Origin of the sequence: Ralstonia psammae, from assembly GCF_958405935.1 — a bacterium.
GTDB lineage: Bacteria > Pseudomonadota > Gammaproteobacteria > Burkholderiales > Burkholderiaceae > Ralstonia > Ralstonia psammae.
This window is the reverse complement of the sequence record NZ_CATZBU010000002.1, coordinates 58306-83420: the sequence shown is the minus strand read 5'-3', so window position 1 is coordinate 83420 and position 25115 is coordinate 58306. Positions and strand designations below refer to the sequence as shown.

Below are 25115 nucleotides of genomic sequence, written 5' to 3'. Positions count from 1 at the left end.
CAGGACAGCAGGAGATTTGTCGTGACAGCAACCAAACAGTCCAGTGCCAACAGCGTCATTGCACTGCCCGATCAGCGCATCGTGCAGGTGCAAGACCTGAGCGTGCGCTTTGCCACGTCCGAGCGCGTGGTGGATGCGGTGCGCAATCTGTCGTTCCATGTGGACCGGGGCGAGACGCTGGCCGTGGTGGGCGAATCGGGTTCGGGCAAGTCGGTCACGTCGCTGGCGCTGATGCGGCTGGTGGAGCATGGCGGCGGCAAGATCGTCGGCGGGCAGATGCATCTGCGCCGCCGCAATGGCGAGGTGCTGGACTTGGCCAACGCCAGCCAGGCGGCCATGCGCAGCGTGCGCGGCGCCGACATCGCGATGATCTTCCAGGAGCCGATGACCTCGCTCAACCCGGTCTTTACCGTGGGCGAGCAGATTGCCGAATCGATCCGCCTGCACCAGCACAAATCGCCCAGCGCGGCCAAGGCCGAGGCCCTGCGCATGCTGGAGCTGGTGCGCATTCCCGAAGCGCGCCGCGTGCTCGATCGCTATCCGCATCAACTGTCGGGCGGAATGCGCCAGCGCGTGATGATTGCGATGGCGCTGTCGTGCCGTCCGTCGCTGCTGATCGCGGATGAGCCGACCACTGCGCTGGACGTGACCATCCAGGCGGAAATCCTGCAACTGATCCGCGCGCTGCAGCAGGAGCTGCACATGGCCGTGGTGTTCATCACGCACGATATGGGCGTGGTGGCCGAAGTGGCCGACCGCGTGCTCGTCATGTACAAGGGCGACCGTGTGGAAGAGGGCCCGTCGGCTACCGTGTTTGCGCAACCGGCGCATCCCTATACGCGTGCGCTGCTGTCGGCGGTGCCGCGCCTGGGCTCGATGCAGGGCACCGATGGCCCGGCGCGTTTTCCGCTCTTGCGCGTGGATGGCACGGCCGCCGCGGTGGATACGACACCGCAACCGGCTGCGTCGCACGACATGCAACCCATCTTGCGCGTGCGTGATCTCGTCACGCGCTTTGACGTGCCCACGGGCATCTTTGGCCGCGTCACGCGCCGGGTGCATGCGGTGGAGCAGGTCAGTTTTGATCTCTACCCTGGTGAGACGCTGGCGCTGGTCGGCGAATCGGGCTGCGGCAAGTCGACGACGGGACGGTCGCTCTTGCGTCTGGTGGATAGCCAGAGCGGCAGCATCGAATTTGCAGGCCAGAACATCGGCGAGTTGAAGGGGCACGCGCTCCAGACGCTGCGCCGGAATATCCAGTTCATCTTCCAGGACCCATTCGCCTCGCTGGACCCGCGCGTGCCGGTCGGCTACTCCATCATGGAGCCGCTGCTGGTGCACAAGGTGGCCTCCGGCAAAGAGGCGCAGCAACGCGTGGAATGGCTGCTCGACAAGGTGGGCCTGCAGGCCGCGCATGCATCGCGCTATCCGCACGAGTTCTCGGGTGGGCAACGCCAGCGCATCTGCATTGCGCGTGCGTTGGCGTTGAACCCGAAGGTGGTGATTGCCGATGAATCGGTTTCCGCGCTGGATGTGTCGATTCAGGCGCAGATCGTCAACCTGATGCTCGACTTGCAGAAGGAGTTTGGCGTCGCGTTCCTGTTCATCTCGCACGACATGGCGGTGGTGGAACGCATCAGCCATCGCGTGGCGGTGATGTACCTCGGCCAGATCGTCGAGATCGGCCCGCGCCGCGCAATCTTCGAAAACCCGCAGCACCCCTACACCAAGAAGCTGATGTCTGCCGTGCCGATTGCTGACCCGGCGCGCCGTCATCTGAAGCGTGAACTCTCCACGCACGAAATCCCCAGTCCGATCCGCGCCATTGGCGACATGCCGGTGGTGCAGCCGTTGGTGCAAGTGGCGCCAGACCACTTTGTTGCCCGCCATTCGATTGGCGGCGCGTATTGAAAGCAATGAAGAACGTAGTGAAGCCAAAAACTTCTTTGAGGAGGAAGGACATGTTCAATCGATTCTCGCATCGGCTTACTTGGGCCCCGCGCGCAGCCATGGTTGCCAGCGGCTTGGCCTTGGCGGCGTTCACCATGCCGGCCTTTGCCGCCAAGGACGCTGTGATGGCGGTCTACTCGACCTTCACCACGATGGACCCGTACGACGCCAACGACACGCTGTCGTTCAGCGCCACCAAGTCGTTCTATCAAGGCCTGTTCGGCTTCGACAAGGACATGAAGCTGGTCAACGTGCTGTGCGACAGCTACGAAGTCAGCAAGGACGGACTGGTCTATACGTTCAAGCTCCACAAGGGTGTGAAGTTCCACGATGGCAGCACGTTTGACGCCAACGCCGTCAAGGCCAACCTGGACCGCGTGACGGACCCGGCCAACAAGCTCAAGCGTTTTGTGCTGTTCAACCGCGTGGCCAAGACCGACGTGGTCGATCCGTACACCGCGCGCGTGACGCTCAAGGAGCCGTTCTCGCCGTTCATCAACGTGCTGGCCCACCCGTCGGCGGCCATGATTTCGCCCACGGCGCTCAAGAAGTACGGCAAGGACATTGCCTTCCACCCGGTTGGCACGGGCCCGTTCGAATTCGTCGAGTGGAAGCAGACCGACTACCTGAAGGGCAAGAAATTCGACGGCTACTGGAAGCACGGCCTGCCGAAGATCGACACCATTACCTGGAAGCCCGTGGTCGACAACAACACGCGCGCCACCATCATGCAAACGGGCGAAGCTGATTTCGCGTTCACGATTCCGTTCGAGCAGGCTGCCGTGCTCAAGGGCAGCCCGAAGGTTGACCTGATTGCCGCGCCGTCGATCATTCAGCGCTATGTCAGCTTCAACACCAAGGTGAAGCCCTTCGACAACCCCAAGGTGCGTCAGGCCATCAACTACGCCATCAATAAGGATGCACTGACCAAGGTGGCGTTTGCGGGTTACGCCGTGCCGGCCGAAGGTGTGGTGCCCCCGGGCGTTGACTACGCCGTCAAGCTCGGCCCGTGGCCGTACAACCCGGCCAAGGCGAAAGAGCTGCTGGCGGAAGCGGGTTACCCGAACGGCTTCGAGACGCAACTGTGGTCGGCCTACAACCACACGACGGCGCAGAAGATCATCCAGTTCGTGCAGCAGCAACTGGCCCAGGTCGGCATCAAGACGTCGGTGCTGGCGCTGGAAGCCGGCCAGCGCGTTGAGCGCGTGGAAAGCGTGCCGAAGCCCGAAGATGCCGGCGTGCGCATGTACTACGCAGGCTGGTCGTCGTCGACGGGTGAATCGGATTGGGCACTGCGTCCGCTGCTGGCGTCGGAAGCCATGCCGCCCAAGTCGTTCAACACCGCGTACTACAAGAACGAACAGGTCGATGCCGACATCGCCGGCGCACTGCGCACGACCGATCGCGCCGAGAAGTCGAAGCTCTACACCGACGCACAGAAGCGCATCTGGGAAGACGCACCGTGGGCCTTCCTGGTGACGGAGAAGATCGTCTACGCGCGTTCGAAGCGTCTGTCGGGTGCCTACGTGGCGCCGGATGGCTCGTTCAGCTTCGACGACATCGACATCAAGCAATAAGTCTCATTGCCGTACCGGCCCGCGCAGCGCCTGCGCGGGCCATTGAATTGCCGCCTGCGGTGGATTTGCCATGCTGAACTACTTCTTTAAACGTGTGCTGGGCGTGATCCCGACACTGCTGATCGTGGCAGTGCTGGTGTTCCTGTTCGTGCACCTGTTGCCGGGCGACCCGGCACGACTGGCTGCCGGACCCGAAGCGGACCCGGCCACCGTCGAGCTGGTCCGCGCCGACCTCGGGCTCGATAAGCCGATGCACGAGCAGTTCGTGCGCTTTTTCGCCAACGCGCTGCGCGGCGAGTTCGGCAACTCGATCCGCACCAAGCGACCGGTGAGCGAAGAGATTGGCGAGCGCTTCTGGCCCACGCTCAACCTGACGATTGCCAGCATGGTGTGGGCGGTGATCTTCGGCATGGTGATCGGCATTACGTCTGCCGTATGGCGCAACAAGTGGCCGGACCGCCTGGGCATGACGCTCGCCGTGTCCGGCATCTCGTTCCCCGCGTTCGCGCTGGGTATGCTGCTCATGGAGGTGTTCTCGGTGCAGCTCGGTTGGCTCCCGGCCATCGGTGCCGATAGCTGGAAGCACTACATTCTGCCTTCGCTCACGCTGGGCGCTGCGGTGGCCGCCGTGATGGCGCGCTTCACGCGTGCATCCTTTGTGGAAGTGCTGCAGGAGGATTTCGTGCGTACCGCCCGTGCCAAGGGGGTGCGCGAGACGGTGGTGGTCATCAAGCATTGCCTGCGCAACGCGATGATCCCGGTGGTGACGATGATGGGCCTGCAGTTCGGCTTCCTGCTGGGCGGCTCGATCGTGGTGGAGAAAGTATTCAACTGGCCGGGCCTCGGTCGCCTGCTGGTGGATGCGGTGGAGATGCGCGATTACCCCGTCATCCAGGCCGAGGTGTTGCTGTTCTCGCTGGAGTTCATCCTGATCAATCTCGTGGTGGACATCCTGTACACCGTGATCAACCCGACCATCCGCTACAAGAAGTAAGGAGACCGCCATGACACAAGCCGCAAGCCCGGCGGTCACGCCGCAAACCGCTACCGAACCCGTCCGCACGCCGTGGACGGAGTTCTGGCGCAAGTTCCGCAAGCAGCATCTGGCGATGGGCGCCGGTGTGTTCGTGATCGCGCTGGCGGTGATCGCCATCCTCGCACCGCACATCGTGCCGTTCGATCCGGAGAACTATTTCGACTACGACGCGCTCAATGCCGGGCCGTCGGCGCAGCACTGGTTCGGCGTCGATTCGCTGGGCCGCGACATCTTCAGCCGCATCCTGATGGGCACGCGCATCTCGCTGGAAGCGGGCTTCGTGTCCGTCATCATCGGCGCCATCGTGGGGACCATGCTCGGCCTGCTGGCCGGCTACTACGAAGGCTGGTGGGACCGCATCGTCATGCGCATCTCTGACGTGCTGTTCGCCTTCCCGGGCATCCTGCTGGCCATCGGCATCGTGGCCATCCTGGGCAACGGCATGATCAACGTGATCTTTGCCGTGGCGGTGTTCAGCATTCCGGCGTTTGCGCGGCTGGTGCGCGGCAACACGCTCATGCTCAAGCACCTGACCTATGTGGAAGCCGCGCGCAGCATTGGCGCATCGGACTGGACGATCATCATGCGGCACATTCTGCCGGGCACGATTTCGTCCATCGTCGTGTATTTCTCGATGCGGATCGGCACCTCGATCATCACCGCCGCCAGCCTCTCGTTCCTGGGCCTGGGCGCGCAGCCGCCCACGCCGGAGTGGGGTGCGATGCTCAACGAAGCCCGTGCCGACATGGTGACGGCGCCGCACGTGGCCATCTTCCCGAGCCTGGCCATCTTCCTGACCGTGCTGGCGTTCAACCTGCTGGGCGACGGCCTGCGCGACGCGCTGGACCCGAAGATCGACCGCCGCTGAGTCTGTTCGCATGTCTCTGAGCCTTCCGCACATCGGCGCGCTGCCAGCAGGCACACGCAACAGCATCACCGACGTAGCCGGCGTGACCGTGGGCCACGCCACGCTCGCAGGCGGTGCCATCCAGACCGGCGTGACCGTGGTGCGTCCGCATGCCGGCGACCCGTTCCTCGACAAGGTGCCGGCCGCCAGCGTGGTGCTCAACGGCTTCGGCAAGAGCATCGGCCTGGTGCAGGTGGAGGAGCTGGGCGTGCTGGAAACGCCGATTGCGCTGTCCAACACGTTTGCCGTGGGCGCCATGGCGCAAGCGCAGATCCGCCAGGCCGTTGCGGCCAACCCGCAGATCGGCCGCGCATGGTCCACCGTCAATCCGCTCGTCTTCGAATGCAATGACGGCTACCTGAACGACCTGCAGGCGTTTGCCGTGCAGGACGTTCACTACGACGCGGCCTACGCGGCGGCAGCCGAGACGTTCGAGCAAGGCGCCGTCGGTGCAGGGCGGGGGATGTCGTCGTTTGGCGTGAAGGGTGGCATTGGTTCCGCCTCGCGCGTGGTGACGCTCGCCGATGGCACGCAACGCACGGTCGGCGTGCTGGTGCTGTCCAACTTTGGTGTGACGGAGAACCTGACGCTTGCGGGGCGCAACGTCGGTGCAGAACTGGCGAAAGCGCTGGCCGCCGGCAGACCGGCACCGACACCGGAACCGGAGAAGGGCTCGATCATCATGCTGCTCGCCACCGACGCGCCGCTGGACGCCCGCCAGTTACGCCGCCTTGCCTTGCGCGCAGGCGCAGGCCTGGCACGCACGGGCTCCGTTTTTGGCCATGGCAGCGGCGACATCGCGCTGGCGTTCTCCACTGCCTACACCGTGCCGCATGAAGGAGCACGGGCCATGCCGGCCGTTGCCATGACGCACGAATCGCATCTCGACCCGCTGTTCCAGGCCGCCGCCGACAGCGTCGAGCAAGCCATCGTGCACGCGCTGTTCCGCGCAGCAGCCGTCACCGGCCGCGACGGCAACACGCGTCGCGCACTGACCGAATTGATCTGACCTGACCTCATGCGAATCCTGATCTCAGCCGACATCGAAGGCGTGGCCAACGTGTTCCACCCCGAGCAGACGCGCGCCGGCAACGGCGAATACGAACGCGCCCGCCGCTGGATGACCGCCGAAGCCGACGCCGCCGTACGCGGCGCGTTCGACGGTGGCGCCACAGACGTGCTCGTCAACGATTCGCACGGAGGTTTCCGCAACCTCATCCCCGATTCCATCGACCGCCGCGCGCGCTTCGTACTGGGCAAGCCGCGTTACCTGAGCATGATGGCCGGCGTGGACGGCTGCGATGCCGTCTGCATGATCGGCTACCACGCGCGTGCCGGCAGCCGCGGCGTGCTCGCGCACACCATCAACAGCTTCGCGTTTGCGCGCGTCTGGTTTAACGAACAGGAGCTGGGCGAGGCCGGCCTCTATGGCGCCCTGGCCGGCGAGCGCGGCGTGCCGGTTGCCGTTGCCAGCGGCGACGATGTCTTCATCAAAGAGACGAAACCGCTGCTGCCGCACACCACGTTCGTCGAGACCAAGCAGGCCGAAGGGCAGAACGCGGGGACATCGCTCTCACCCGAGCAGTCGTGCGACGCCATCTACGCGGCGGTGAAGGCAACGGTACAGCGCGGGCACTTCAGCATGCCGCTGCGCATCCAGGCCCCAATCGTGTGCCGCCTGCAAACGCACACGCCCGCACTGGCCGACCTGTTCTGCCAATGGCCCGCCTTGGAACGCGTAGACGGCACGGCGCTGCGCTTCGCGGCCGATTCCGTCGAGCACGCCGTGCGCATGCTCAACAGCCTGTCCGCCATGTCCGCGATGCTCCGCTGAGCGCCTCCTCGTCAGACCACATTCCGGCGCCAGCGCGCGCCGACGGTTTGGCCGTTGATGCCCCAGATGGCGCCTTTCTTTGCCTGCCTTTCCTTGGCAAGACAAAGAAAGGAGGTCGGCCCGCAGGGGGCGAAACAGGGGATGCACTGTCACCACATTGCACACTCCCCAACCCAGCGTAAACTTCGGATATCCAACCCCGAAGGAGCCCCCATGACACGCGCACTCACACTCACCATGCTGCTGTGTGCGCTAGCACTAACGGCTTGCGACCGCCGCCCATCCCCGATCAACCCGCCCACGCCCCAGACGTCGAAAGCCGAAAAGGCCGCCGCCGCGCTTGCCAAGGCCGCCGCAGAATTCAAATGCCCAGCGCCATCGGGCCGCTTCATGATCGACGACGGTACGAACCGCGGCCCCAAGCAACCCGTGCGCACGAACTGCACAACCGCCTACGCCACGTGCGACGCCCAGTCGCAGGCCGTCTTCGACCACTGCCCGAGCGGCCAGGTGTTCGATAAGCGCTTTTCCATCTGCGTTGTGAAAGACGCCTGTGATGAGGTGAAGTCGTAACGCCATGGCAGCAGGCGCCGCCTTGTCCGAGCGTTGCACTCGGTGCGCGGCGTTGCAAACGTCAAACGCCGGGTTCCAGGCCCGGCGCGTGAGGTTCTGAACTGCAATCACTGAGTCCCGCACGCGGCTTGCGGGGTTTGGGGCTCAGGGGGGCGGCGTTCCAATCGCCAGGCATCGGGTCCTGAGCTTCAATCGCGGCGTCTGGAACCCGAAATGCGGCGCTTTAAACCCGGATCACCGGGTTCCGAGCGCCACATCCCGGGTTCCGAACGCAGCGCGTCGCGTGCGCAACCCCGTGCGCTTAAAGCGCCTCGCGCGTGACCAGGAACACCTGGTCTTCGCCGGCGCTGGTTGGCAGCCAGATCAGGTCGAGATCCGGGAAGGCGGCCTCCACGTTTTCCCGCTCGTTGCCAATTTCCACCACCAGCACGCCGTGCGGTTTGAGATGGCGCGGCGCATCGGCCAGGATGCGGCGCACGATGTCCATGCCGTCGTTGCCGCCCGCCAGCGCCATGCGCGGCTCGGCGCGGTACTCGGGTGGCAGCGCCTGCATCGAGGTCTCGTTCACGTACGGCGGGTTCGTCAGGATCACGTCGTAATGCACGCCCGCCGGCAGCGGCGCATACAGGTCGCCCTCATGCAGGCGGATGCGGTTTTCCAGGTGGTAGTCGGCAACATTGCGATTGGCCACCACCAGTGCATCTGGCGACAGGTCCACCGCGTCGATGGTCGCGTTGGGCCATTGCAGCGCAGCCAGGATCGCCAGGCAGCCTGAACCGGTGCACAGCTCCAGCACGTCGGTGGGGCCATCCTCCTGGTCAAGCCACGGTTCCAGCCCGTCTTCCAGCAACTCCCCGATGAAGCTGCGCGGCACGATCACGCGCTCGTCCACGTAGAAGCGCATGCCATGCATGAACGCTTCGTGCGTGATGTACGCCGCGGGCACGCGGTCGACGGCGCGGCGTTCGATCACCTTGAGCACAGCGGCCACCTCTTCGGGCAGCAGGCGTGCATCCATGAACGGCTCCAGCGTGTCGATCGGCAGATGCAGCGTGTGCAGGATCAGGTAAGCGGCTTCATCGTAGGCGTTCTCGCTGCCGTGGCCGAAGACGAGGCCGGCGGCGGTGAAGCGCGACACGGCGTAGCGCAGCAGGTCGCGCACCGTAGTGAACGGGTGGGAGGCGGGCAGGGTAGGGGTGGTCATGGGGGACGTGATATGGCTCAGCGTTGGGTGGCTGCGAGCAGGTCGACGTAGGCCACGTCGAGCAGGTCGGATTCGGCAATGCCGAGGGAGTGCATCAATTGTTGGGCGATTTTCACGCCGTCGTCTTCGGATTGCGCGTCGAGCAGCACGACTTCGAGTTCGACGAAATTGCCGAGGTCTTTGACCGCATCCACATGGATACGCGTCTGGCCGGCGAGATAGAGCTGGCGCACCTTGATGACGCGGCCGGCGGTGCCGATGGCACCGGCCAGCGTGTCGCGCAGGGCGTCGGGCGAGCCGGTCGGAACGATGTGGTAGTTCGACACACGGGGGCCGGCGCTGTTGTCGCGGAAGTAGTGGATCAGCTCGCCGCGCTCGGGCGAGAACTGCCGCAGCTTCAGGCGCCCGTTTGCACAGGCGAAGAACGTGTCGTCCTGGTCGATGCGTTCGGGGCCGGAATCCGCAATCGCAGCCGCGCGCTCAATGAGCGCCGCCACATCGCGCGCACGCGCCTTGATCTCGACGTTGCGCGCCATATGCGGCAACCTCAGGCGATCAAGGTTTCCAAGACGCGGCGATACACGTTCTTCAGCGGCTCGATAAAGGCCACCTCCACGTGTTCGTCGATCTTGTGGATGCTTGCGTTCGGCGGCCCGAACTCAATCACCTGCGGGCAGATCTTGGCGATGAAGCGGCCGTCCGACGTGCCGCCGGTGGTCGACAGCTCGGTGGTCACGCCGCACTCGGCCTGGATGGCGGCGCAGAGGGCTTGTGACAGGTCGCCGCGCTCGGTCAGGAAGGGCTCGCCGCCCAGCGTCCAGTCGAGCGTGTAGTCGAGGCCGTGCGCATCGAGAATGCTGTGCACGCGCGCCTTGAGACCGTCGGGCGTGCTCGCGGTCGAAAAGCGGAAGTTGAAGTCGATCGTGACGTGGCCGGGAATGATGTTTGTCGCGCCCGTGCCGCCGTGGATGTTCGACATCTGCCACGTGGTCGGCGGGAAGTACTGGTTGCCGTCGTCCCATTTGGCGGCAGCCAGCTCGGCCAGTGCAGGGGCAGCCAGGTGGATCGGGTTCTTGGCCAGATGCGGATAGGCGATGTGACCCTGCACCCCGTTGATCGTGAGCTTGCCCGACAGCGAACCGCGTCGCCCGTTCTTCACCATGTCGCCGAGTGTCGATACGGAGGTCGGCTCGCCGACCACGCAGTAGTCGAGGCGCTCGCCGCGTGCGCGCAGCAGGTCGCACACCTTGACGGTGCCGTCGTGGGCGGGGCCCTCTTCGTCGCTGGTGATCAGGAAGCCGATCGAGCCGGCGTGGTCCGGATGCTTTGCGACGAATTCTTCTGATGCGACCACGAAGCCGGCGATGGAGGTCTTCATGTCTGCCGCGCCGCGTGCGTAGAGCTTGCCGTCGCGGTGCGTGGGTTCGAACGGGTCAGAGTGCCATTGCTCGACGGGGCCGGTGGGCACCACATCGGTGTGGCCCGCGAAAACGAGCAGCTTGCCTTCGGTGCCGGCGCGGCCGCGCTTGACGGCCCACAGGTTGGTCACTCGAAAGTGGTCCGGGCCGCTGACCACGGTTTCGCATTCGAAGCCGGCAGCGGTCAGGCGTTCGATCAGCACGTCCTGGCAGCCCTTGTCTTCGGGCGTGACGGAGCGGCGGCGGATCAGGTCTTCAGTCAGGGCAAGCGTGGGCAGCATGACGGTGGCGATGTTGTCGTTATTGTTAGAACAGGGTGGCGTACTGGTCTGCCGAAAAGCCGACGTTGACGCGCTTGCCGTGCACCAGCACCGGACGCTTGATCAGCGACGGGTTGGCCTGCATCAGTGCAATCGCGCCGGCTTCGTCTTCGGCACGGGCCTTGTCGGCATCGGACAGTGCACGCCACGTGGTGCCCTTGCGGTTGAGCAGCGTGGCGAGCGGCACATGCTTGAGCCAGCCGGCCAGCATGTCGGCGCTCACGCCTTGCTTCTTGAAATCGTGAAAGGTGTAGGCAACGCCGTTCGATTCGAGCCACGTGCGGGCTTTCTTCACGGTGTCGCAATTGGGGATGCCATGCAGGGTCGTCATGGTGGGATTGGCAATCAGTGTCGAGAGGCTTGCAGGGCGAGTGCAAGCGCAGCGGCGGCCAGTGCGAGGCCAATGGACGCCAGCCACGTCATGCGCTTGAGGCGGCGCTCCAGCCGCGCGGCTTCATCGCGCAGGGCGTCGATGGTGATGGCGTGCTGCTCGGCCAGCAGCTTGACGGATTCGGCTTGCTGCAGGATCGCCGCTTCAAGCTCGGCGATGCGTGTATTCGGGTCGGGCACGGCACCTTCTGCGCGCGCCGGTTCGTTGCCGGTTTTCTTGCGGTTCTTGAACTTGTCGATGGTCTTGTTCGCCTGCTCCAGGATGGTGGGCAGCAGCGACAAGACAGTACCGATGGTGTTTGGATCAAGACCCATGATGCGTTGGCGCAGCTTGCCGAAGCGGGTGCCGGTGGCATTGCGTTCGGACATGGCTGCGCTTCAAGTGGTTGGCACGCCTGCAAGACTAGCAGGCATGCCTTGCACTGGTGCTTAATCGCCGCGCAGCAGCTCGTTCAGGCCGACCTTGGCGCGCGTCTTGGCGTCGACCTTCTTGACGATCACGGCGCAGTACAGGCTGTGCGTGCCGTCCTTCGACGGCAGGTTGCCCGCCACCACCACCGAGCCCGCCGGGATGCGGCCGTAGCTGACTTCGCCGGTTTCGCGGTCGTAGATCTTGGTCGACTGGCCCAGGTACACGCCCATCGAGATCACCGAGTTTTCCTCAACGATCACGCCTTCCACCACTTCCGAACGCGCGCCGATGAAGCAGTTGTCTTCGATGATGACCGGGTTGGCCTGCAGCGGCTCCAGCACGCCGCCGATGCCGACGCCGCCCGACAGGTGAACGTTCTTGCCGATCTGTGCGCACGAACCGACGGTGGCCCACGTGTCAACCATCGTGCCTTCATCCACATAGGCGCCGATGTTCACGTACGATGGCATCAGCACGGCGTTCTTGGCGATGAACGAGCCACGGCGCGCCACAGCCGGCGGTACTACGCGGAAACCGCCGTTGGCGAAGTCTTCTGCCGTGTAGTTGGCGAACTTGCTCGGCACCTTGTCGTAGAACTGCGTGAAGCCACCGGCAGCCATCGGGGCGTTGTCTTCCAGGCGGAACGACAGCAGCACCGCCTTCTTGATCCACTGATTGACGATCCATTCGCCGTTTTGCTTTTCAGCCACGCGCAGCGCGCCACGATCGAGCTGGCCGATCACGTTGGCGACGGCTTCACGGACATCGGCCGGAGCGGCCTTGGGCGACAGGTTGGCGCGGTCTTCCCACGCTTGATCGATCAGGGATTGCAGTTGTTGCGTCATGGTCTTGTTGGCTCTCGGAGAGGAAACAGAAGAGAAAAATTACGGATCAGCGTTGCTGGCAGAATTCGACGATGCGGCGCGCGCCTTCCAGGCATTCGTCCACGCCCGCCACCAGAGCGATACGCACGTAGCCCTGGCCCGGATTCGTGCCGTGCGCCTCGCGGGCGAGGTAGCTGCCCGGCAGCACGGCGACGTTCTTGGCAGCCAGCAGCTGGCGCGCAAATTCGGTGTCCGACAGACCCGTGCGCTTGACGTTGGCCCACAAGTAAAAGGCCGCGTCGGGCAGGGCAACGTCCAGCACCTCGGCCAGCATCGGCGTGACTTGCTGGAATTTCTTGACGTATTGCGCGCGGTTCTCGCGCACGTGGGCCTCGTCGTTCCACGCCGCGATGCTAGCGGATTGCACCGACGGGCTCATCGCGCTGCCGTGATACGTGCGATACAGCAGATAGGCCTTGAGCAGCTTGGCGTCGCCGGCCACGAAACCGGAGCGCATGCCCGGCACGTTGGAGCGCTTGGACAGGCTGGAGAACATCACCAGGCGGTCAAAGCCGCGGCCCAACTGGTGCGCGGCCTGCAGGGCGCCCAGCGGCGGGTTGGCCTCGTCGAAATAGATCTCGGAATAGCACTCGTCGGACGCAATGATGAAGCCGTATTCGTCCGACAGCGCGAAGAGCTGCTTCCAGTCTTCGAGCGTCAGGACGGCGCCGGTCGGGTTGCCGGGGCTGCACACGAAGACGAGTTGCACGTTGCGCCATTCTTCCGGCGTGAGCGCGGCGAAATCTGGCGCGTAGTTGCGCGCCGGGTCGCTATTGGCGAACAGCGGCGTGGCGCCGGCCAGCAGAGCCGAGCCTTCGTAGATTTGGTAGAACGGGTTCGGGCACAGCACGCGGGCGCCGGGCTTGCTGCCGTCAATCATGGTCTGCGCGAACGAGAACAGCGCCTCGCGCGAGCCATTGACCGGGATGACTTCGGTGCCCGGGTCGACCTTCGGCAAGCCGTAGCGGCGCTCCAGCCATGCGGCGATGCACTGTCGCAGTGCATCGGAACCAAGCGTCGTGGGATAATTCGCCAGCCCGCCAAGCGCGGCCGTCAGCGCGTCTTTCACCAGGGCCGGCGTCGGGTGCTTGGGCTCGCCGATGCCGAAGCTGATCGGCGTATGGGCGGCGCTGGGCGTCACGTCCTTGACGAGCGCTTTCAGTTTCTCGAACGGATACGGCTGCAGGGCGGACAGGCGCGGATTCACGGTGTTGGGCGGCGGTGGTGGGCTGGTCAGCGGGCAAGCTCGGCGCTTGCCGGGAAGCCCGAAATTATACGGCCAACGTGTGTTGGTCGCGTGATCGGTCACCTCAGACATTGCAGCAAGCGGCGGATTCCCGCCGTTTTTTATTGATCACATGACAACGATTGCTTCTTCGGCGCCCTCAACGGATAGCGCCACCCATCACGAGCCGCAATGGGCGGCCGCGCTGTTCATCCTTCTGGGCGCCTCGGTCTGGGGCATTTCCTGGTATCCGTACCGCCTGCTGGCCGGCTGGGGGCTTGGCAGCATGTTGGCCTCGTCGATGACGGGTGCGGCTGCGGCCGTGCTGGCTGCCGTAGTGCTGCGCCGTCACTTTTCGACGTTCCAGTGGTCCTGGGTGATCCCGGCGCTCGGGATTGCGGCGGGTGTCACCAACGCGGGGTTCGTCTGGGGCACGGTGCACGGCACGGTCATGCGGGTGCTGCTCCTGTTCTATCTCACTCCCGTGTGGACGGCCTTGCTGGCGCGCCTGTGGCTGCATGAGCAGCTCGGCAGGCGTGGCGGTGTGCTGCTCGCGCTGGCGCTGTCGGGCGCGGTGATGATGCTGTGGTCGGGCGAGGCCGGCACGCCGTGGCCGGGTTCGGCGGCGGAATGGGCAGGGCTGGTTGCAGGGCTCGCTTTTGCGTGCAACAACGTGCTGTCCCGCTTGGCGGGGCAGCGTCATCCGACCATGCGCCCGGAGATGCGCACCGTGGTCGTCTTCACGGGCTGCGCACTGGTGGGTTTTCCCGCCGCGCTGTTGTTCGATGGCGTGCACGCAGCGCCTGCGGCCTTTTCGCAAGGCGGCACGTGGCTGCTGCTGGCGGGCATGGCGTGCGTGCTCGTGGGCGGCAATGCGATGGTGCAGCGCGGCCTGCAACGCTTGCCGGCCAATCGCGCGGCGCTGCTGATGCTCTTCGAAATCGTGGTGGCGGCGGTATCTTCGGCGCTGCTGACGGCGGAGCGCCTATCCTCCCAGGAAATGCTGGGCGGCGCCTGCATCATCCTGGCGGGTGCACTGTCGGGGCTGTCGCGGCGCAAATAGGCTGCCGGCGTTTCGCCAACCAACCGAGGAGTTGCCGATGTCGCTTCGTTCGATTTCCATGGCGCTGACGGTTGCGCTGTCGATGGCCGCTGCGGCCCTGCACGCCGCTGCCGCAGAAACCGGCCCCGCGTATGGCCCGCGCCTGGAGGGCTTCGATTACCCGGCTCCGGTCAAGCTCTTCACGTTCGAGTCGCAGGGCAATGCGCTGGAGATGGCGTACCTGGACGTTGCGCCCAAGCAGCCCAATGGGCAGGTGGCGGTGCTGCTGCACGGCAAGAACTTCTGCGCGGCGACCTGGGAAGGCACGATCGCCGCGCTGACGGCTGCCGGCTACCGCGTGATCGCTCCGGATCAGATCGGTTTCTGCAAATCGAGCAAGCCGCGCGCGTACCAGTACACGTTCCAGCAACTGGCCAGCAACACGCATGCGTTGTTGGCCTCGCTAGGGGTCGAGCAGGCCATTGTGATTGGCCATTCGACGGGCGGCATGCTGGCGGCGCGCTACGCGCTGATGTATCCGAAAGCGGTGTCGCGGCTGGTGATGATCAATCCGATTGGCCTGGAAGACTGGAAGGCCAAGGGCGTGCCGTCCATGACCGTCGACCAGTGGTTCGCGCGTGAGAAGCAGACGAGCGCCGAGCGTATCCGTGCCTACGAGCAGTTCACGTACTACGCCGGGCAATGGCGCGCGCAATACGAGCCGTGGGTGCAGATGCTGGCCGGCATGTACCGCGGCCCGGGTCGCGATCTGGTGGCGTGGAATTCCGCACTGCTGTACGACATGATCTACACGCAGCCCGTCGTCTATGAGTTCGGTCAGTTGCGACCCTGGACGCTGCTGCTCATCGGCCAGAAAGACACCACCGCCATCGGCAAGGACACCGCATCGCCGGAAGCACGTGCACAGCTTGGCCATTACCCCGAGCTTGGTCGGGCAGCGGCCAAGGCGATCCCGCGCGCCACGCTGGTGGAATTCCCGGATGCGGGCCATGCGCCACAAATCCAGGATCCTGATGCGCTGCACAATGCGCTGCTCGACTGGCTCGCCCTTCCGGAACGTTCGCGCACGCGCCGTCCGGACTGACGCCATTTGTCATGAAGGTGAAACTGCTTACAAATCCGCAGTAATTTGCCTTCCCATGCCGCAAATTTCGTCCATTTTTGTAGCGATTTGATTGGCGGGTGCCCGGGGAGCGAATGGTATGATGACGCCATCCGCGCCCCTGGGGCGTGCCTTGCCAGTCCGCGCCGCACGGCGTTGACGTGACGACAAAGGCGCGTTCCTGGGGCGCCCGCTTTATCCCCCCTTTTCTGATCCCTTCGAGACGAACACAACGTGCGCCTCTCTTCGATCAAGCTCGCAGGCTTCAAGTCTTTCGTCGATCCGACCAATTTCCACGTTCCTGGCCAGCTCGTCGGCATCGTTGGCCCGAACGGTTGCGGTAAATCCAACATCATCGATGCCGTGCGCTGGGTGCTCGGTGAATCACGCGCCGCAGAACTCCGCGGCGAATCGATGCAGGACGTCATCTTCAACGGCTCGACCCAGCGCAAGCCGGCTGGCCGGGCCAGCGTCGAACTCGTGTTCGACAACGCCGAAGGCCGCGCCGCCGGCCAGTGGAGCCAGTACGCAGAGGTGGCGGTCAAGCGCGTACTGAGCCGCGACGGCACTTCGTCGTACTTCATCAACAACCAGGCGGTGCGCCGCCGCGACATCCAGGACATCTTCCTCGGCACGGGCCTTGGGCCGCGTGCCTACGCCATCATCGGGCAGGGGATGATCTCGCGCATCATCGAGGCCAAGCCCGATGACATGCGCATCTTCCTGGAAGAAGCCGCGGGCGTATCCAAGTACAAGGAACGCCGCCGCGAAACCGAAAACCGCCTCTCCGATACGCGCGAAAACCTTACGCGCGTGGAAGACATCCTGCGGGAACTGGGCGCCAACCTCGAAAAACTTGAAGGCCAGGCCGAAGTTGCACAGCGCTTCCAGGCCCTGCAGGCCGACGGCGAAGAGAAGCAGCACCTGCTGTGGCTGCTGCGCAAGCGTGAGGCGCAAGGCGAGCAGGAGCGCCATCAGCGCGCCATCGAACAGGCGCAGATCGACCTTGAAGCGCAGACCGCGCAGTTGCGCCATATCGAGGCCGAACTCGAAACGATGCGCGTTGCCCATTACGCGTCGTCCGATGCGATGCACGCTGCGCAGGGCGCGCTGTACGAAGCCAACTCCGAGGTCAGCCGCCTGGAGGCGGAGATCCGCTACGTGGTGGAATCGCGCAACCGCATCCAGCAGCAGATTGCCACGCTGACCGCGCAGCAAGAGCAGTGGCATGCGCAGGGCGAGCAGGCGCAGGAAGACCTTGCCGCGGCCGAGGAAGAACTCGCCATGGCCGAGGAGCGGGCCGCGCAGGCCGCCGAGGACGTTGCGCGCAAAGCCGACGAACTCCCCGGCATGGAAGCGCAATGGCGCGACGCGCAGACCGCGCTGAACGATCAGCGCGCTGCGATCCTGCAATCGGAACAGGCGCTCAAGCTCGAAGCCGCGCACCAGCGCAATGCCGACCAGGCTCTGCTGCAGCTCGACCAGCGCCGCGAACGTCTGACGCAGGAGTCCTCCGGCCTCGACAAGCCGGACGACGTGCAGCTTGAAACGCTGCGTGCCGAACTGGCTGAACAGGAGGAGGTGCTGGCCGAAGCGCAGGCCGCGCTGGAAGACGCCGAGACACAGGTACCGCAACTCGACGAGGCACGTCGTGCCGCGCAAGACCGTGTGCAATCGGAAGCCGCCGCCATCGCCAGCCTCGAAGCCCGCCTTGCCGCGCTCAAGCAGTTGCAGGAAAGCGTGCAGACCGACGGCAAGGTCCAGCCGTGGCTGGCCAAGCATGAACTGAACGAGCTGCCGCGTTTCTGGAAGAAGCTGCAGATCGAGCAGGGCTGGGAGCCCGCACTCGAAGCCGTGTTGCGCGAAAAGCTCGGCGCGCTGGAAGTCTCTAACCTCGATTGGATCAAGGCGTTTGCTGCCGATGCTCCGCCCGCCAAGCTCGCCTTCTATGCGCCGCCGCCGGCAGCACGGCCGGTGGAAGCGCCGGCCGGGTTGCGTCCGCTGATGTCGCTGGTGCAAGTGACGGAGCCGGGCATTCGCGCCGTGCTGCAAGACTGGCTGGCCGACGTCTATATCGCCGACGACATGCAGGCTGCGCTTGCCGCGCGCCAGACGCTGCCGGAAGGCGGCACGTTTGTCGTCAAGGCCGGGCACTTGATCGGCCGGTCATCGGTGCAGTTGTACGCGCCCGATTCCGAACAGGCCGGTATGCTGGCCCGCGCCCAGGAAATCGAGAACCTGCAGAAGCAGGTGCGTGCGCAGATGTTGCTGGCGGACGAAGCCAAGAGCGCTGCCGTGCGCGCTGAAGCGGCGTACAGCCAGGCCAGCCAAACGCTCACGCAGGTGCGCGCCCGCGCCGAGCAGGCCACGCGCCGCGTGCACGTGCTGCAGATGGACGTGCTCAAGCTGTCGCAGGCAATGGAGCGCTACAACGCGCGTAGCGGCCAGATCGACAGCGAATTGGAAGAGATTCGCGCGCAGATCGAAGAGCAGCGTGCCATCCGTGCGGAATCCGAAGCGACATTCGAGCAGCACGACGCAGCACTCGCCGACATGCAGGCGCGCTTTGAAGACAACCAGCAGGCGTTCGAGGCGCTCGAAGTTCGCCTGAGCGACGCGCGCAACGCCTTGCGCGATCAGGAGCGCGGCGCACAGGAAGCGCACTTTGCAGAGCGCAATCTGCAGAACCGCATTGCAGAACTGAAGCGCAACATCCAGGTGGCGAGCGATCAGGCGCAGCAGATCGTGCTGACGCTGGAGAACGCGCGCGCCGAGCTGGAAACCATCAACGAGCAGACCGCCCATACTGGCCTGCAGGAAGCGCTGGAGCGCCGCGCCGAGAAAGAAGAGAAACTTGGCCTGGCACGCACAGAACTGGATGCGCTGACCGCGCAACTGCGCACGCATGACGAGCAACGCCTGACTGCCGAACGCGCCCAGCAACCGCTGCGCGATCGCATTACCGAGCTGCAGTTGAAGGAACAGGCAGCCCGCCTGAACCAGGAGCAGTTCACCGAGCAGCTCACCGCTGCCAATGTGGACGAAGCCGCGCTGGCCGAACGCCTGACCGGCGACCTGAAGCCTTCGTACCTGCAAGGTGAAGTCACGCGCATCAACAACGCCATCAACGCGCTCGGCCCGGTTAACATGGCCGCGCTCGACGAGCTGGCTGCGGCGCGCGAGCGCAAGGGCTTCCTCGATGCGCAATCGGCCGATTTGACCGACGCCATCACCACGCTGGAAGACGCCATCCGCAAGATCGACCAGGAAACGCGTGCGTTGCTGCAAGGCACGTTCGACCAGGTCAACTATCACTTTGGCGAGCTGTTCCCGACGCTGTTCGGTGGCGGCCAGGCCAAGCTGATGATGACCGGCGAAGAAATTCTCGACGCGGGCGTGCAGGTGATGGCGCAGCCGCCGGGCAAGAAGAACTCGACCATCCACCTGCTCTCGGGCGGCGAGAAAGCGCTGACCGCGATTGCGCTGGTGTTTGCGATGTTCCAGTTGAACCCAGCCCCGTTCTGCTTGCTCGACGAGGTGGACGCGCCGCTGGACGACGCGAACACCGAGCGCTACGCCAACATGGTCAAGCGCATGTCCGACAAGACCCAATTCGTTTTTATTTCTCACAACAAGATTGCGATGGAAATGGCGCAACAGCTCATCGGTGTGACCATGCAGGAACAAGGTGTGTCCCGGATCGTGGCGGTGGATATGGATGCCGCACTGACCATGGCGGAGGCAGCATAAATGCAGGACAACAACCTGGTGATGGCCCTGCTGGGCGCCGGCGTGGTGTTTGTGCTGGTGATCGTTGCGTACAACCAGTGGCAGATCCGCAAGGCACGCCGCCCCGAGGCATATAACCCGCCTGTCGACGAGACCCCGCGCGGCGAGGGTTGGACCGAGCGCGCCGAACCCGCCCTCGGTGGCGAGCGCGACGAAGCCAGCCGTGTCGAACCGCGGCTTGAGCCCGGTTTCTCGGCGAAGGCACACACACCCGCCACGGGCAGCGCCGAAACCGAAGCCGGCGTGATCGGTGCCGAACTCACGCCCTCGGGCGACGAGGCCGCGCTCGAAACCGCCGAGACCGAAGACATTGCCGAACCCGCGCCGGGTTCGCTGGAGCCGGCCAATGGCGTGATCGATCCGCTGATCGATTGCATCGTGCCGCTGCACCCGGATCGTGAAGTGTCGGGTGACCGTCTGCTGCCGGCGCTGGCCAAGCTGCGCCGCGCAGGCACCAAGCAGATCCACGTGGAAGGTTTGAACCCCGCCGCCAATGCGTGGGAAGCCATCCGCGCCGGTCAGCGCTACCTCGACCTGCAAGTGGCCGTGCAACTGGCCAACCGCACGGGCCCGCTGAATGCGCTGGAGTTCTCGGAGTTCATCAACGCGATCGATCCGCTGTCGGAAGCGGCCGATGCCGTGCCGGAATTGCCGGACATGAACGAGACGATCTCCAATGCGCGCGAACTCGATGCGTTTGCCGCCGAGTGCGATGTGCAACTGGGCGTGAGCGTGATCTCCGATGGGGCTCCGTGGTCGGCAGCGTACGTGCAGACGGTGGCCACGCAGGACGGCCTCGTGCTCTCGCGCGACGGCACACGCTTTACGCGCTTCCATGCGGGGGCTGACGGTGTGCAACGCGCACTGTTCACGCTGCAGTTTGGCGATACCAATTTCCTGCGCGATGACCTGACCGTCAAGGCCGGCCGCCAGATCACGCTGTTGCTCGATGTGCCGGTGGCGGAAGAGGCAAGCAAGCCGTTCAAGCTGGTGTGCGAATACGCCTACACGCTGTCGCAACGCATGGGTGCACAGGTGGTGGATGACAACCTGCGTCCGCTGACGGAGCAATCGTTCGTCGCCATCCAGAAGCATCTGCGGGTGCTGTATGACAAGCTCGAATCGCGCGGCATCCCGGCCGGTTCCAGCACCGCGGTGCGCTTGTTCAGCCACTGACCGACTCACGATGAGCAAGACTGCAGAACCCGCGTCCGGGCCGTCCTCTGAAGACCGGCTCGAGGCGCGGGCAGCTTGGCTGCGCGCCGAGCTGAACCGCTACGCCCACGAGTACTACGTGCTCGACCAGCCCAGCGTGCCCGACGCCGAATACGACCGGCTCTATCGCGAGCTGGAAGCGCTGGAAGCCGAACATCCTGAACTGAAGACGCCTGACTCGCCCACGCTGCGGGTCGGCGGGGCGGTCCTGCCTGAATTTGCGGCGGTCAGGCATGTGATTCCCATGTTGTCGATCCGCACCGAGACCGACACCACCGCCAACGGCGCGCGTGCGTTCGATGCCAGCGTACGCCGCGAGCTGGGCCTCGATGACACCGATCCGCCTGTGGAATATGCCGCCGAGCTGAAGTTCGACGGCCTGGCGATCAGCCTGCGCTACGAGCGCGGTTATCTCGTGCAGGCCGCCACACGCGGTGACGGCACCACTGGCGAAGACGTCACGCAGAACATCCGCACGATCCGCCAGATTCCGCTGGGTGTGCATCCGGTCGATGGCGTTGTGCCCGATGTGCTGGAAGTGCGCGGCGAGGTCTACATGCGCCGCGACGACTTCGAAAAGCTCAACGCACGCCAGCGCGAGCGCGGCGACAAGACCTTCGTCAATCCGCGCAATACCGCGGCCGGTGCCGTCCGCCAGCTCGATCCGAAGATGGCTGCCGAGCGCCCCCTGTCGTTCTTCGCCTATGGCCTGGGCGAAGTGGTCGGGTGGAAGGGCATGCCCGACACGCATTCCGGCATGCTCGATGCGCTGCAGGCGTTCGGTTTTCCCGTCAGCGCGGAACGCGCGGCAGTGAAGGGCGGTGACGGGTTGGTGGAGTTTCACGAGGCCATCGGTGCCAAGCGCGACAGCTTGCCGTTCGACATCGATGGCGTGGTCTACAAGGTTAACTCGCTAGCGTTGCAGCGCGAACTCGGTTTTCGCACGCGTGAGCCGCGCTGGGCAGTTGCGCACAAGTATCCGGCGCAGGAAGCGCTGACCACCGTCGAATCGATTGGCGTGCAGGTCGGCCGCACGGGCGCCATCACGCCGGTGGCGCGGCTGGTGCCGGTGTTTGTTGGCGGCGTGACGGTCACCAACGCGACGCTGCACAACGAAGATGAAGTGCGCCGCAAAGACGTGCGCGTGGGCGACACCGTGATCGTGCGGCGTGCGGGTGACGTGATCCCGGAGGTGGTGAGCGTGGTGCTGGATCGCCGCCCGATGGATGACGTGCCGGGCAGCGACTTGTTCAATCCGCGGCAGCAGCCCAAGTACCCGCCGTTCGAACTGCCGAAGGCCTGCCCGGTATGCGGCTCGCACGTCGTGCGCGAAGAGGGTGAGGCGGTGGCCCGCTGCTCGGGCGGGCTGTTCTGCTCGGCTCAGCGCAAGGAGGCGATCCGCCACTTTGCAGGCCGCCGCATGATGGACATCGAAGGCCTGGGCGAGCGTTACATCGACAACCTGGTCGAACTCGACTACGTGCACGGCATTGCTGACCTGTACAAGCTCAAGCTCGAAGACTTCCTGGAGATGAAGCGCCGCGCCGACGAGCGCGACGGCCGGGGTGACGAAACCTCACCGGAAACCGTCGCTGGCGGCAAGATCGCCACCAAGTGGGCCGAAAATCTGCTGGAGGGCATCCACGCCAGCAAGACGCCGCCGCTGGCGCGCTTTTTGTTTGCGCTGGGTATCCGCCACGTAGGCGAATCGACCGCCAAGACGCTCGCGGACTGGCTCGGCAGCCTGGTCATGATCCGGCGTGCGCCGGCGCCGCTGCTGCTGGCGCTGCCGGACGTGGGTGCAACGGTGGCTGAAGCCATCGCCGATTTCTTTGCCGAGCCGAAGAATCAGCAGGCACTGGATGCGCTGCTCGAAGCCGGTGTCGCGCCGCAGGGCGAGCATGCACCGAACGCAAAGCTGCGCGAGAAGTTGGAACCCGCCGAGTTGTACGCCACGCTTGGCGTGCCCAAGCTGACGGCCACGCGTGCGAAACAATTGGCCGTGGCTGCGCCGACGCTTGCCCAGTTGGCCAGCGTGGAGCCCGATCAGTTGGCTGGCCTGCCGGCGGATGTGTCCGCATCGCTGCTCGACTGGCTGGGTTCGCACGACCATCGCGCGCAACTGGCGAAGCTGGACGCATTGCGCCAGGAGCTGCTGGCCACTATGCCCGCTGAAACCGCAGAAGAAGGCGTGCTGGCCGGCAAGACGGTCGTTTTGACCGGCACATTGCCCAACCTCACGCGTGACGAAGCCAAAGCCATGCTGGAAGCAGCAGGCGCCAAGGTATCGGGTTCGGTGTCGAAGAAGACCGACTACGTTGTCGCAGGAGAAGACGCCGGCAGCAAGCTCGCCAAAGCCGAAGAATTGAACGTGAAGGTTCTGGACGAAGCGGGTATGCTCGCGCTGTTAAAAAAATCGGCGGGAGACCAGGCATGATCCGAAACATCCTCAAGATGGGCGACAGCCGTCTGCTGCGCGTAGCCAAGCCAGTCGAGCGTTTCCACACGCCCGAGTTGACTGCACTGATTGAAGACATGTTCGACACCATGGATGCGGCGCGCGGTGCCGGCCTGGCAGCCCCGCAGATCGGCGTGGATCTGCAAGTGGTCATCTTCGGGTTCGATCGCAACGACCGGTATCCGGATGCGCCGGCCGTGCCGAAGACGGTGTTGATCAACCCCACCATCGAGCCGCTGTCGGACGAGATGGAAGACGGCTGGGAGGGCTGCCTCTCGGTGCCAGGCTTGCGTGGCGTCGTGCCGCGCCACACGCGCCTGCGCTATACCGGCTTCGACCAGCACGGTCACGCCATCGACCGCATCGCCGAGGGCTTCCACGCCCGCGTCGTGCAGCACGAGTGCGATCATCTGCAGGGCGTGCTCTACCCCATGCGCGTGAAAGATTTCACCCGCTTCGGCTTTACCGAAGTGCTGTTCCCGGAATTGCCCGCCAATCACGACGACTGATCGAGACTGCGGGAGCGTCGCACCTGCGGGGGCGGGTGGACGCGTGTTGCATCCACCACGGAGACGATATGAAGCGCGATGGTTTGAGGGGCTGGCGCCGGCTGGCGCTTGGGGTTGCCATGACGGCGATGCTCGGGTTGGCTGCGTGCGCGGGGCCGCAGGCGCCGGAAACGACGGCGGCTGCACCGGCTGCCCAGAAGCCTCAGGGCCCGGTCTGGCAACGCGTGCGTCTGGGCGCGGATGCCGTTGCCTACGATTTCCCCGTGTACGCCAACCATCCGCTTGATGGCGATCTGAGCAGCATCCGCGAAGTCGTATTCGTGCAGCACGGCCTGCAGCGCAACGGCAATGATTACTACACCGCCGGCGCCGATCTGCTCCAGGCTAGTGGCCGCAATCCCGACGAGGTCCTGCTGATTGCCCCGAACTTTCCGGGTACGCCAGACGAGGGCAAGGGGTTCGACGGCATGCCGGTGTGGTCGGTGGATGGCTGGATCGGCGGGTTCAATGCCACCAACGCACCGTACACCGATCTGAGTTCGCTCAAGGTGCTCGATGACCTGATCGGCTACGTGACCGACCCGGCGCGTGCACCCAACGTCAAGCGCGTAACGGTGGCAGGCCATTCGGGCGGCGGCCAGATCGTGCAACGCTACGCCGTGCTCAACAACATCGACGAAGCCATCCGCAAGCGCGGCATCGACCTGCGCTACGTAGTCGCCAACCCGTCGTCGTATCTGTATTTCACGCCGGAGCGTCCGCGCGGCAAGGGCTTTGCGCGCTACAGCACTAGCGTCTGCCCGGACTATGACCACTACAAGTACGGCATGGTCGATATGGTTCCGTACGCCGCCGGCAAGACCGGTCGGCAGTTGTTCAACCGATACGCGCAGCGTCACGTGACCTACCTGGCCGGCACGAGCGACAACGATCCGAACCACCGCGTGCTCGACAAGCTCTGCGGTGCCGAGGCGGAAGGCCCGACGCGCCTGGATCGCGCACGCAACTACTGGCGCTACGAGCGCCACATGGCGGGACGCAGGCACGTCAATCACCAGGCGCACGAAGTGGTTGGCGTGGGCCATGACCAAGCGAAGATGTTCGGTTCGCGCTGCGGGGCGCAAGCCGTGTTTGGCATGTCTGCATCGGCCAACACCACGGGCGCCGCCTGCCAGGCTCCGCGTCTGTAACCTGGGCGGCAGGCATAAAAAAACCGGTCAACGCATTGCGCGCTGACCGGTTTTTCTTT

General features: G+C 64.8%; 21 protein-coding genes. 14 read left to right on the top strand and 7 right to left on the bottom strand.

Annotated features, from left to right (window positions below; all coding sequences use genetic code 11):
• Positions 1 to 21: 21 nt before the first annotated feature.
• The 7 genes from R2N16_RS04015 to R2N16_RS03985 all read left to right on the top strand — a co-directional run bounded on the left by R2N16_RS04015 (position 22) and on the right by R2N16_RS03985 (position 7877).
• Positions 22 to 1911, top strand: coding sequence for a dipeptide ABC transporter ATP-binding protein (locus tag R2N16_RS04015; protein WP_316664283.1), 1890 nt, complete (start codon positions 22 to 24; stop codon positions 1909 to 1911).
• Positions 1912 to 1961: 50 nt separating this feature from the next.
• On the top strand, positions 1962 to 3527 hold the full coding sequence (gene gsiB, locus R2N16_RS04010) for a glutathione ABC transporter substrate-binding protein GsiB (protein ID WP_316664282.1): 1566 nt from the start codon (positions 1962 to 1964) through the stop codon (positions 3525 to 3527).
• A gap of 70 nt (positions 3528 to 3597) precedes the next feature.
• Positions 3598 to 4521, top strand: a complete 924-nt coding sequence (gene gsiC, locus R2N16_RS04005; RefSeq protein WP_316664281.1) for a glutathione ABC transporter permease GsiC — start codon at positions 3598 to 3600, stop codon at positions 4519 to 4521.
• Between the two features lie 10 nt (positions 4522 to 4531).
• Positions 4532 to 5431 carry a glutathione ABC transporter permease GsiD gene (gene gsiD, locus R2N16_RS04000; RefSeq protein WP_316664280.1) on the top strand — a complete coding sequence of 300 codons (900 nt, stop codon included), beginning with the start codon at positions 4532 to 4534 and terminating at the stop codon, positions 5429 to 5431.
• A gap of 10 nt (positions 5432 to 5441) precedes the next feature.
• A complete protein-coding gene (locus R2N16_RS03995; RefSeq protein ID WP_316664279.1) occupies positions 5442 to 6479 on the top strand; it encodes a DmpA family aminopeptidase in 1038 nt (345 codons plus the stop codon).
• Positions 6480 to 6488: 9 nt separating this feature from the next.
• Positions 6489 to 7304 carry a M55 family metallopeptidase gene (locus tag R2N16_RS03990; RefSeq protein ID WP_316664278.1) on the top strand — a complete coding sequence of 272 codons (816 nt, stop codon included), beginning with the start codon at positions 6489 to 6491 and terminating at the stop codon, positions 7302 to 7304.
• A gap of 213 nt (positions 7305 to 7517) precedes the next feature.
• Entirely contained in the window at positions 7518 to 7877 is a 360-nt protein-coding gene (locus R2N16_RS03985; protein WP_316664277.1) for a chitin-binding domain-containing protein, read from the top strand.
• A 301-nt stretch (positions 7878 to 8178) separates the two neighbouring features.
• On the opposite strand, the gene prmB is transcribed toward R2N16_RS03985, so the two are convergent.
• Genes prmB through dapC form a run of 7 tightly spaced genes read right to left on the bottom strand, consistent with a single transcriptional unit; the run spans position 8179 to position 13712 of the window.
• Complete coding sequence (prmB, locus tag R2N16_RS03980; protein ID WP_316664276.1) at positions 8179 to 9081, bottom strand: 50S ribosomal protein L3 N(5)-glutamine methyltransferase; 903 nt, start codon at positions 9079 to 9081, stop codon at positions 8179 to 8181.
• Positions 9082 to 9098: 17 nt separating this feature from the next.
• Positions 9099 to 9617, bottom strand: coding sequence for a class IV adenylate cyclase (locus R2N16_RS03975; RefSeq protein WP_316664275.1), 519 nt, complete (start codon positions 9615 to 9617; stop codon positions 9099 to 9101).
• 11 nt (positions 9618 to 9628) lie between these two features.
• On the bottom strand, positions 9629 to 10780 hold the full coding sequence (gene dapE / locus R2N16_RS03970; protein WP_316664274.1) for a succinyl-diaminopimelate desuccinylase: 1152 nt from the start codon (positions 10778 to 10780) through the stop codon (positions 9629 to 9631).
• Positions 10781 to 10805: 25 nt separating this feature from the next.
• Positions 10806 to 11150, bottom strand: a complete 345-nt coding sequence (locus tag R2N16_RS03965) for an arsenate reductase (protein WP_316664273.1) — start codon at positions 11148 to 11150, stop codon at positions 10806 to 10808.
• 14 nt (positions 11151 to 11164) lie between these two features.
• The gene (locus R2N16_RS03960; RefSeq protein WP_316664272.1) at positions 11165 to 11578 is read right to left on the bottom strand and encodes a hypothetical protein; all 414 of its coding nucleotides are present in this window, start codon (positions 11576 to 11578) and stop codon (positions 11165 to 11167) included.
• A 60-nt stretch (positions 11579 to 11638) separates the two neighbouring features.
• Positions 11639 to 12466, bottom strand: a complete 828-nt coding sequence (gene dapD / locus R2N16_RS03955) for a 2,3,4,5-tetrahydropyridine-2,6-dicarboxylate N-succinyltransferase (RefSeq protein WP_316664271.1) — start codon at positions 12464 to 12466, stop codon at positions 11639 to 11641.
• A 46-nt stretch (positions 12467 to 12512) separates the two neighbouring features.
• Positions 12513 to 13712 carry a succinyldiaminopimelate transaminase gene (gene dapC / locus R2N16_RS03950; protein ID WP_316664835.1) on the bottom strand — a complete coding sequence of 400 codons (1200 nt, stop codon included), beginning with the start codon at positions 13710 to 13712 and terminating at the stop codon, positions 12513 to 12515.
• A gap of 151 nt (positions 13713 to 13863) precedes the next feature.
• Between dapC and R2N16_RS03945 the strand changes: the two genes are divergently transcribed.
• The 7 genes from R2N16_RS03945 to R2N16_RS03915 all read left to right on the top strand — a co-directional run bounded on the left by R2N16_RS03945 (position 13864) and on the right by R2N16_RS03915 (position 25056).
• Positions 13864 to 14793, top strand: a complete 930-nt coding sequence (locus R2N16_RS03945; RefSeq protein ID WP_316664270.1) for a DMT family transporter — start codon at positions 13864 to 13866, stop codon at positions 14791 to 14793.
• Between the two features lie 37 nt (positions 14794 to 14830).
• Entirely contained in the window at positions 14831 to 15877 is a 1047-nt protein-coding gene (locus R2N16_RS03940) for an alpha/beta fold hydrolase (RefSeq protein ID WP_316664269.1), read from the top strand.
• Between the two features lie 252 nt (positions 15878 to 16129).
• A complete protein-coding gene (smc, locus tag R2N16_RS03935; RefSeq protein WP_316664268.1) occupies positions 16130 to 19645 on the top strand; it encodes a chromosome segregation protein SMC in 3516 nt (1171 codons plus the stop codon).
• Positions 19646 to 20860, top strand: a complete 1215-nt coding sequence (locus R2N16_RS03930) for a cell division protein ZipA C-terminal FtsZ-binding domain-containing protein (RefSeq protein WP_316664267.1) — start codon at positions 19646 to 19648, stop codon at positions 20858 to 20860. It abuts the gene before it with no gap.
• A gap of 10 nt (positions 20861 to 20870) precedes the next feature.
• Positions 20871 to 23336, top strand: coding sequence for an NAD-dependent DNA ligase LigA (gene ligA / locus R2N16_RS03925; protein WP_316664266.1), 2466 nt, complete (start codon positions 20871 to 20873; stop codon positions 23334 to 23336).
• Positions 23333 to 23866, top strand: a complete 534-nt coding sequence (def, locus tag R2N16_RS03920) for a peptide deformylase (protein ID WP_024975800.1) — start codon at positions 23333 to 23335, stop codon at positions 23864 to 23866. Before ligA ends, def begins: the two co-directional genes overlap by 4 nt.
• 68 nt (positions 23867 to 23934) lie before the next feature.
• A complete protein-coding gene (locus R2N16_RS03915) occupies positions 23935 to 25056 on the top strand; it encodes an alpha/beta fold hydrolase (protein WP_316664265.1) in 1122 nt (373 codons plus the stop codon).
• Positions 25057 to 25115: the final 59 nt, after the last annotated feature.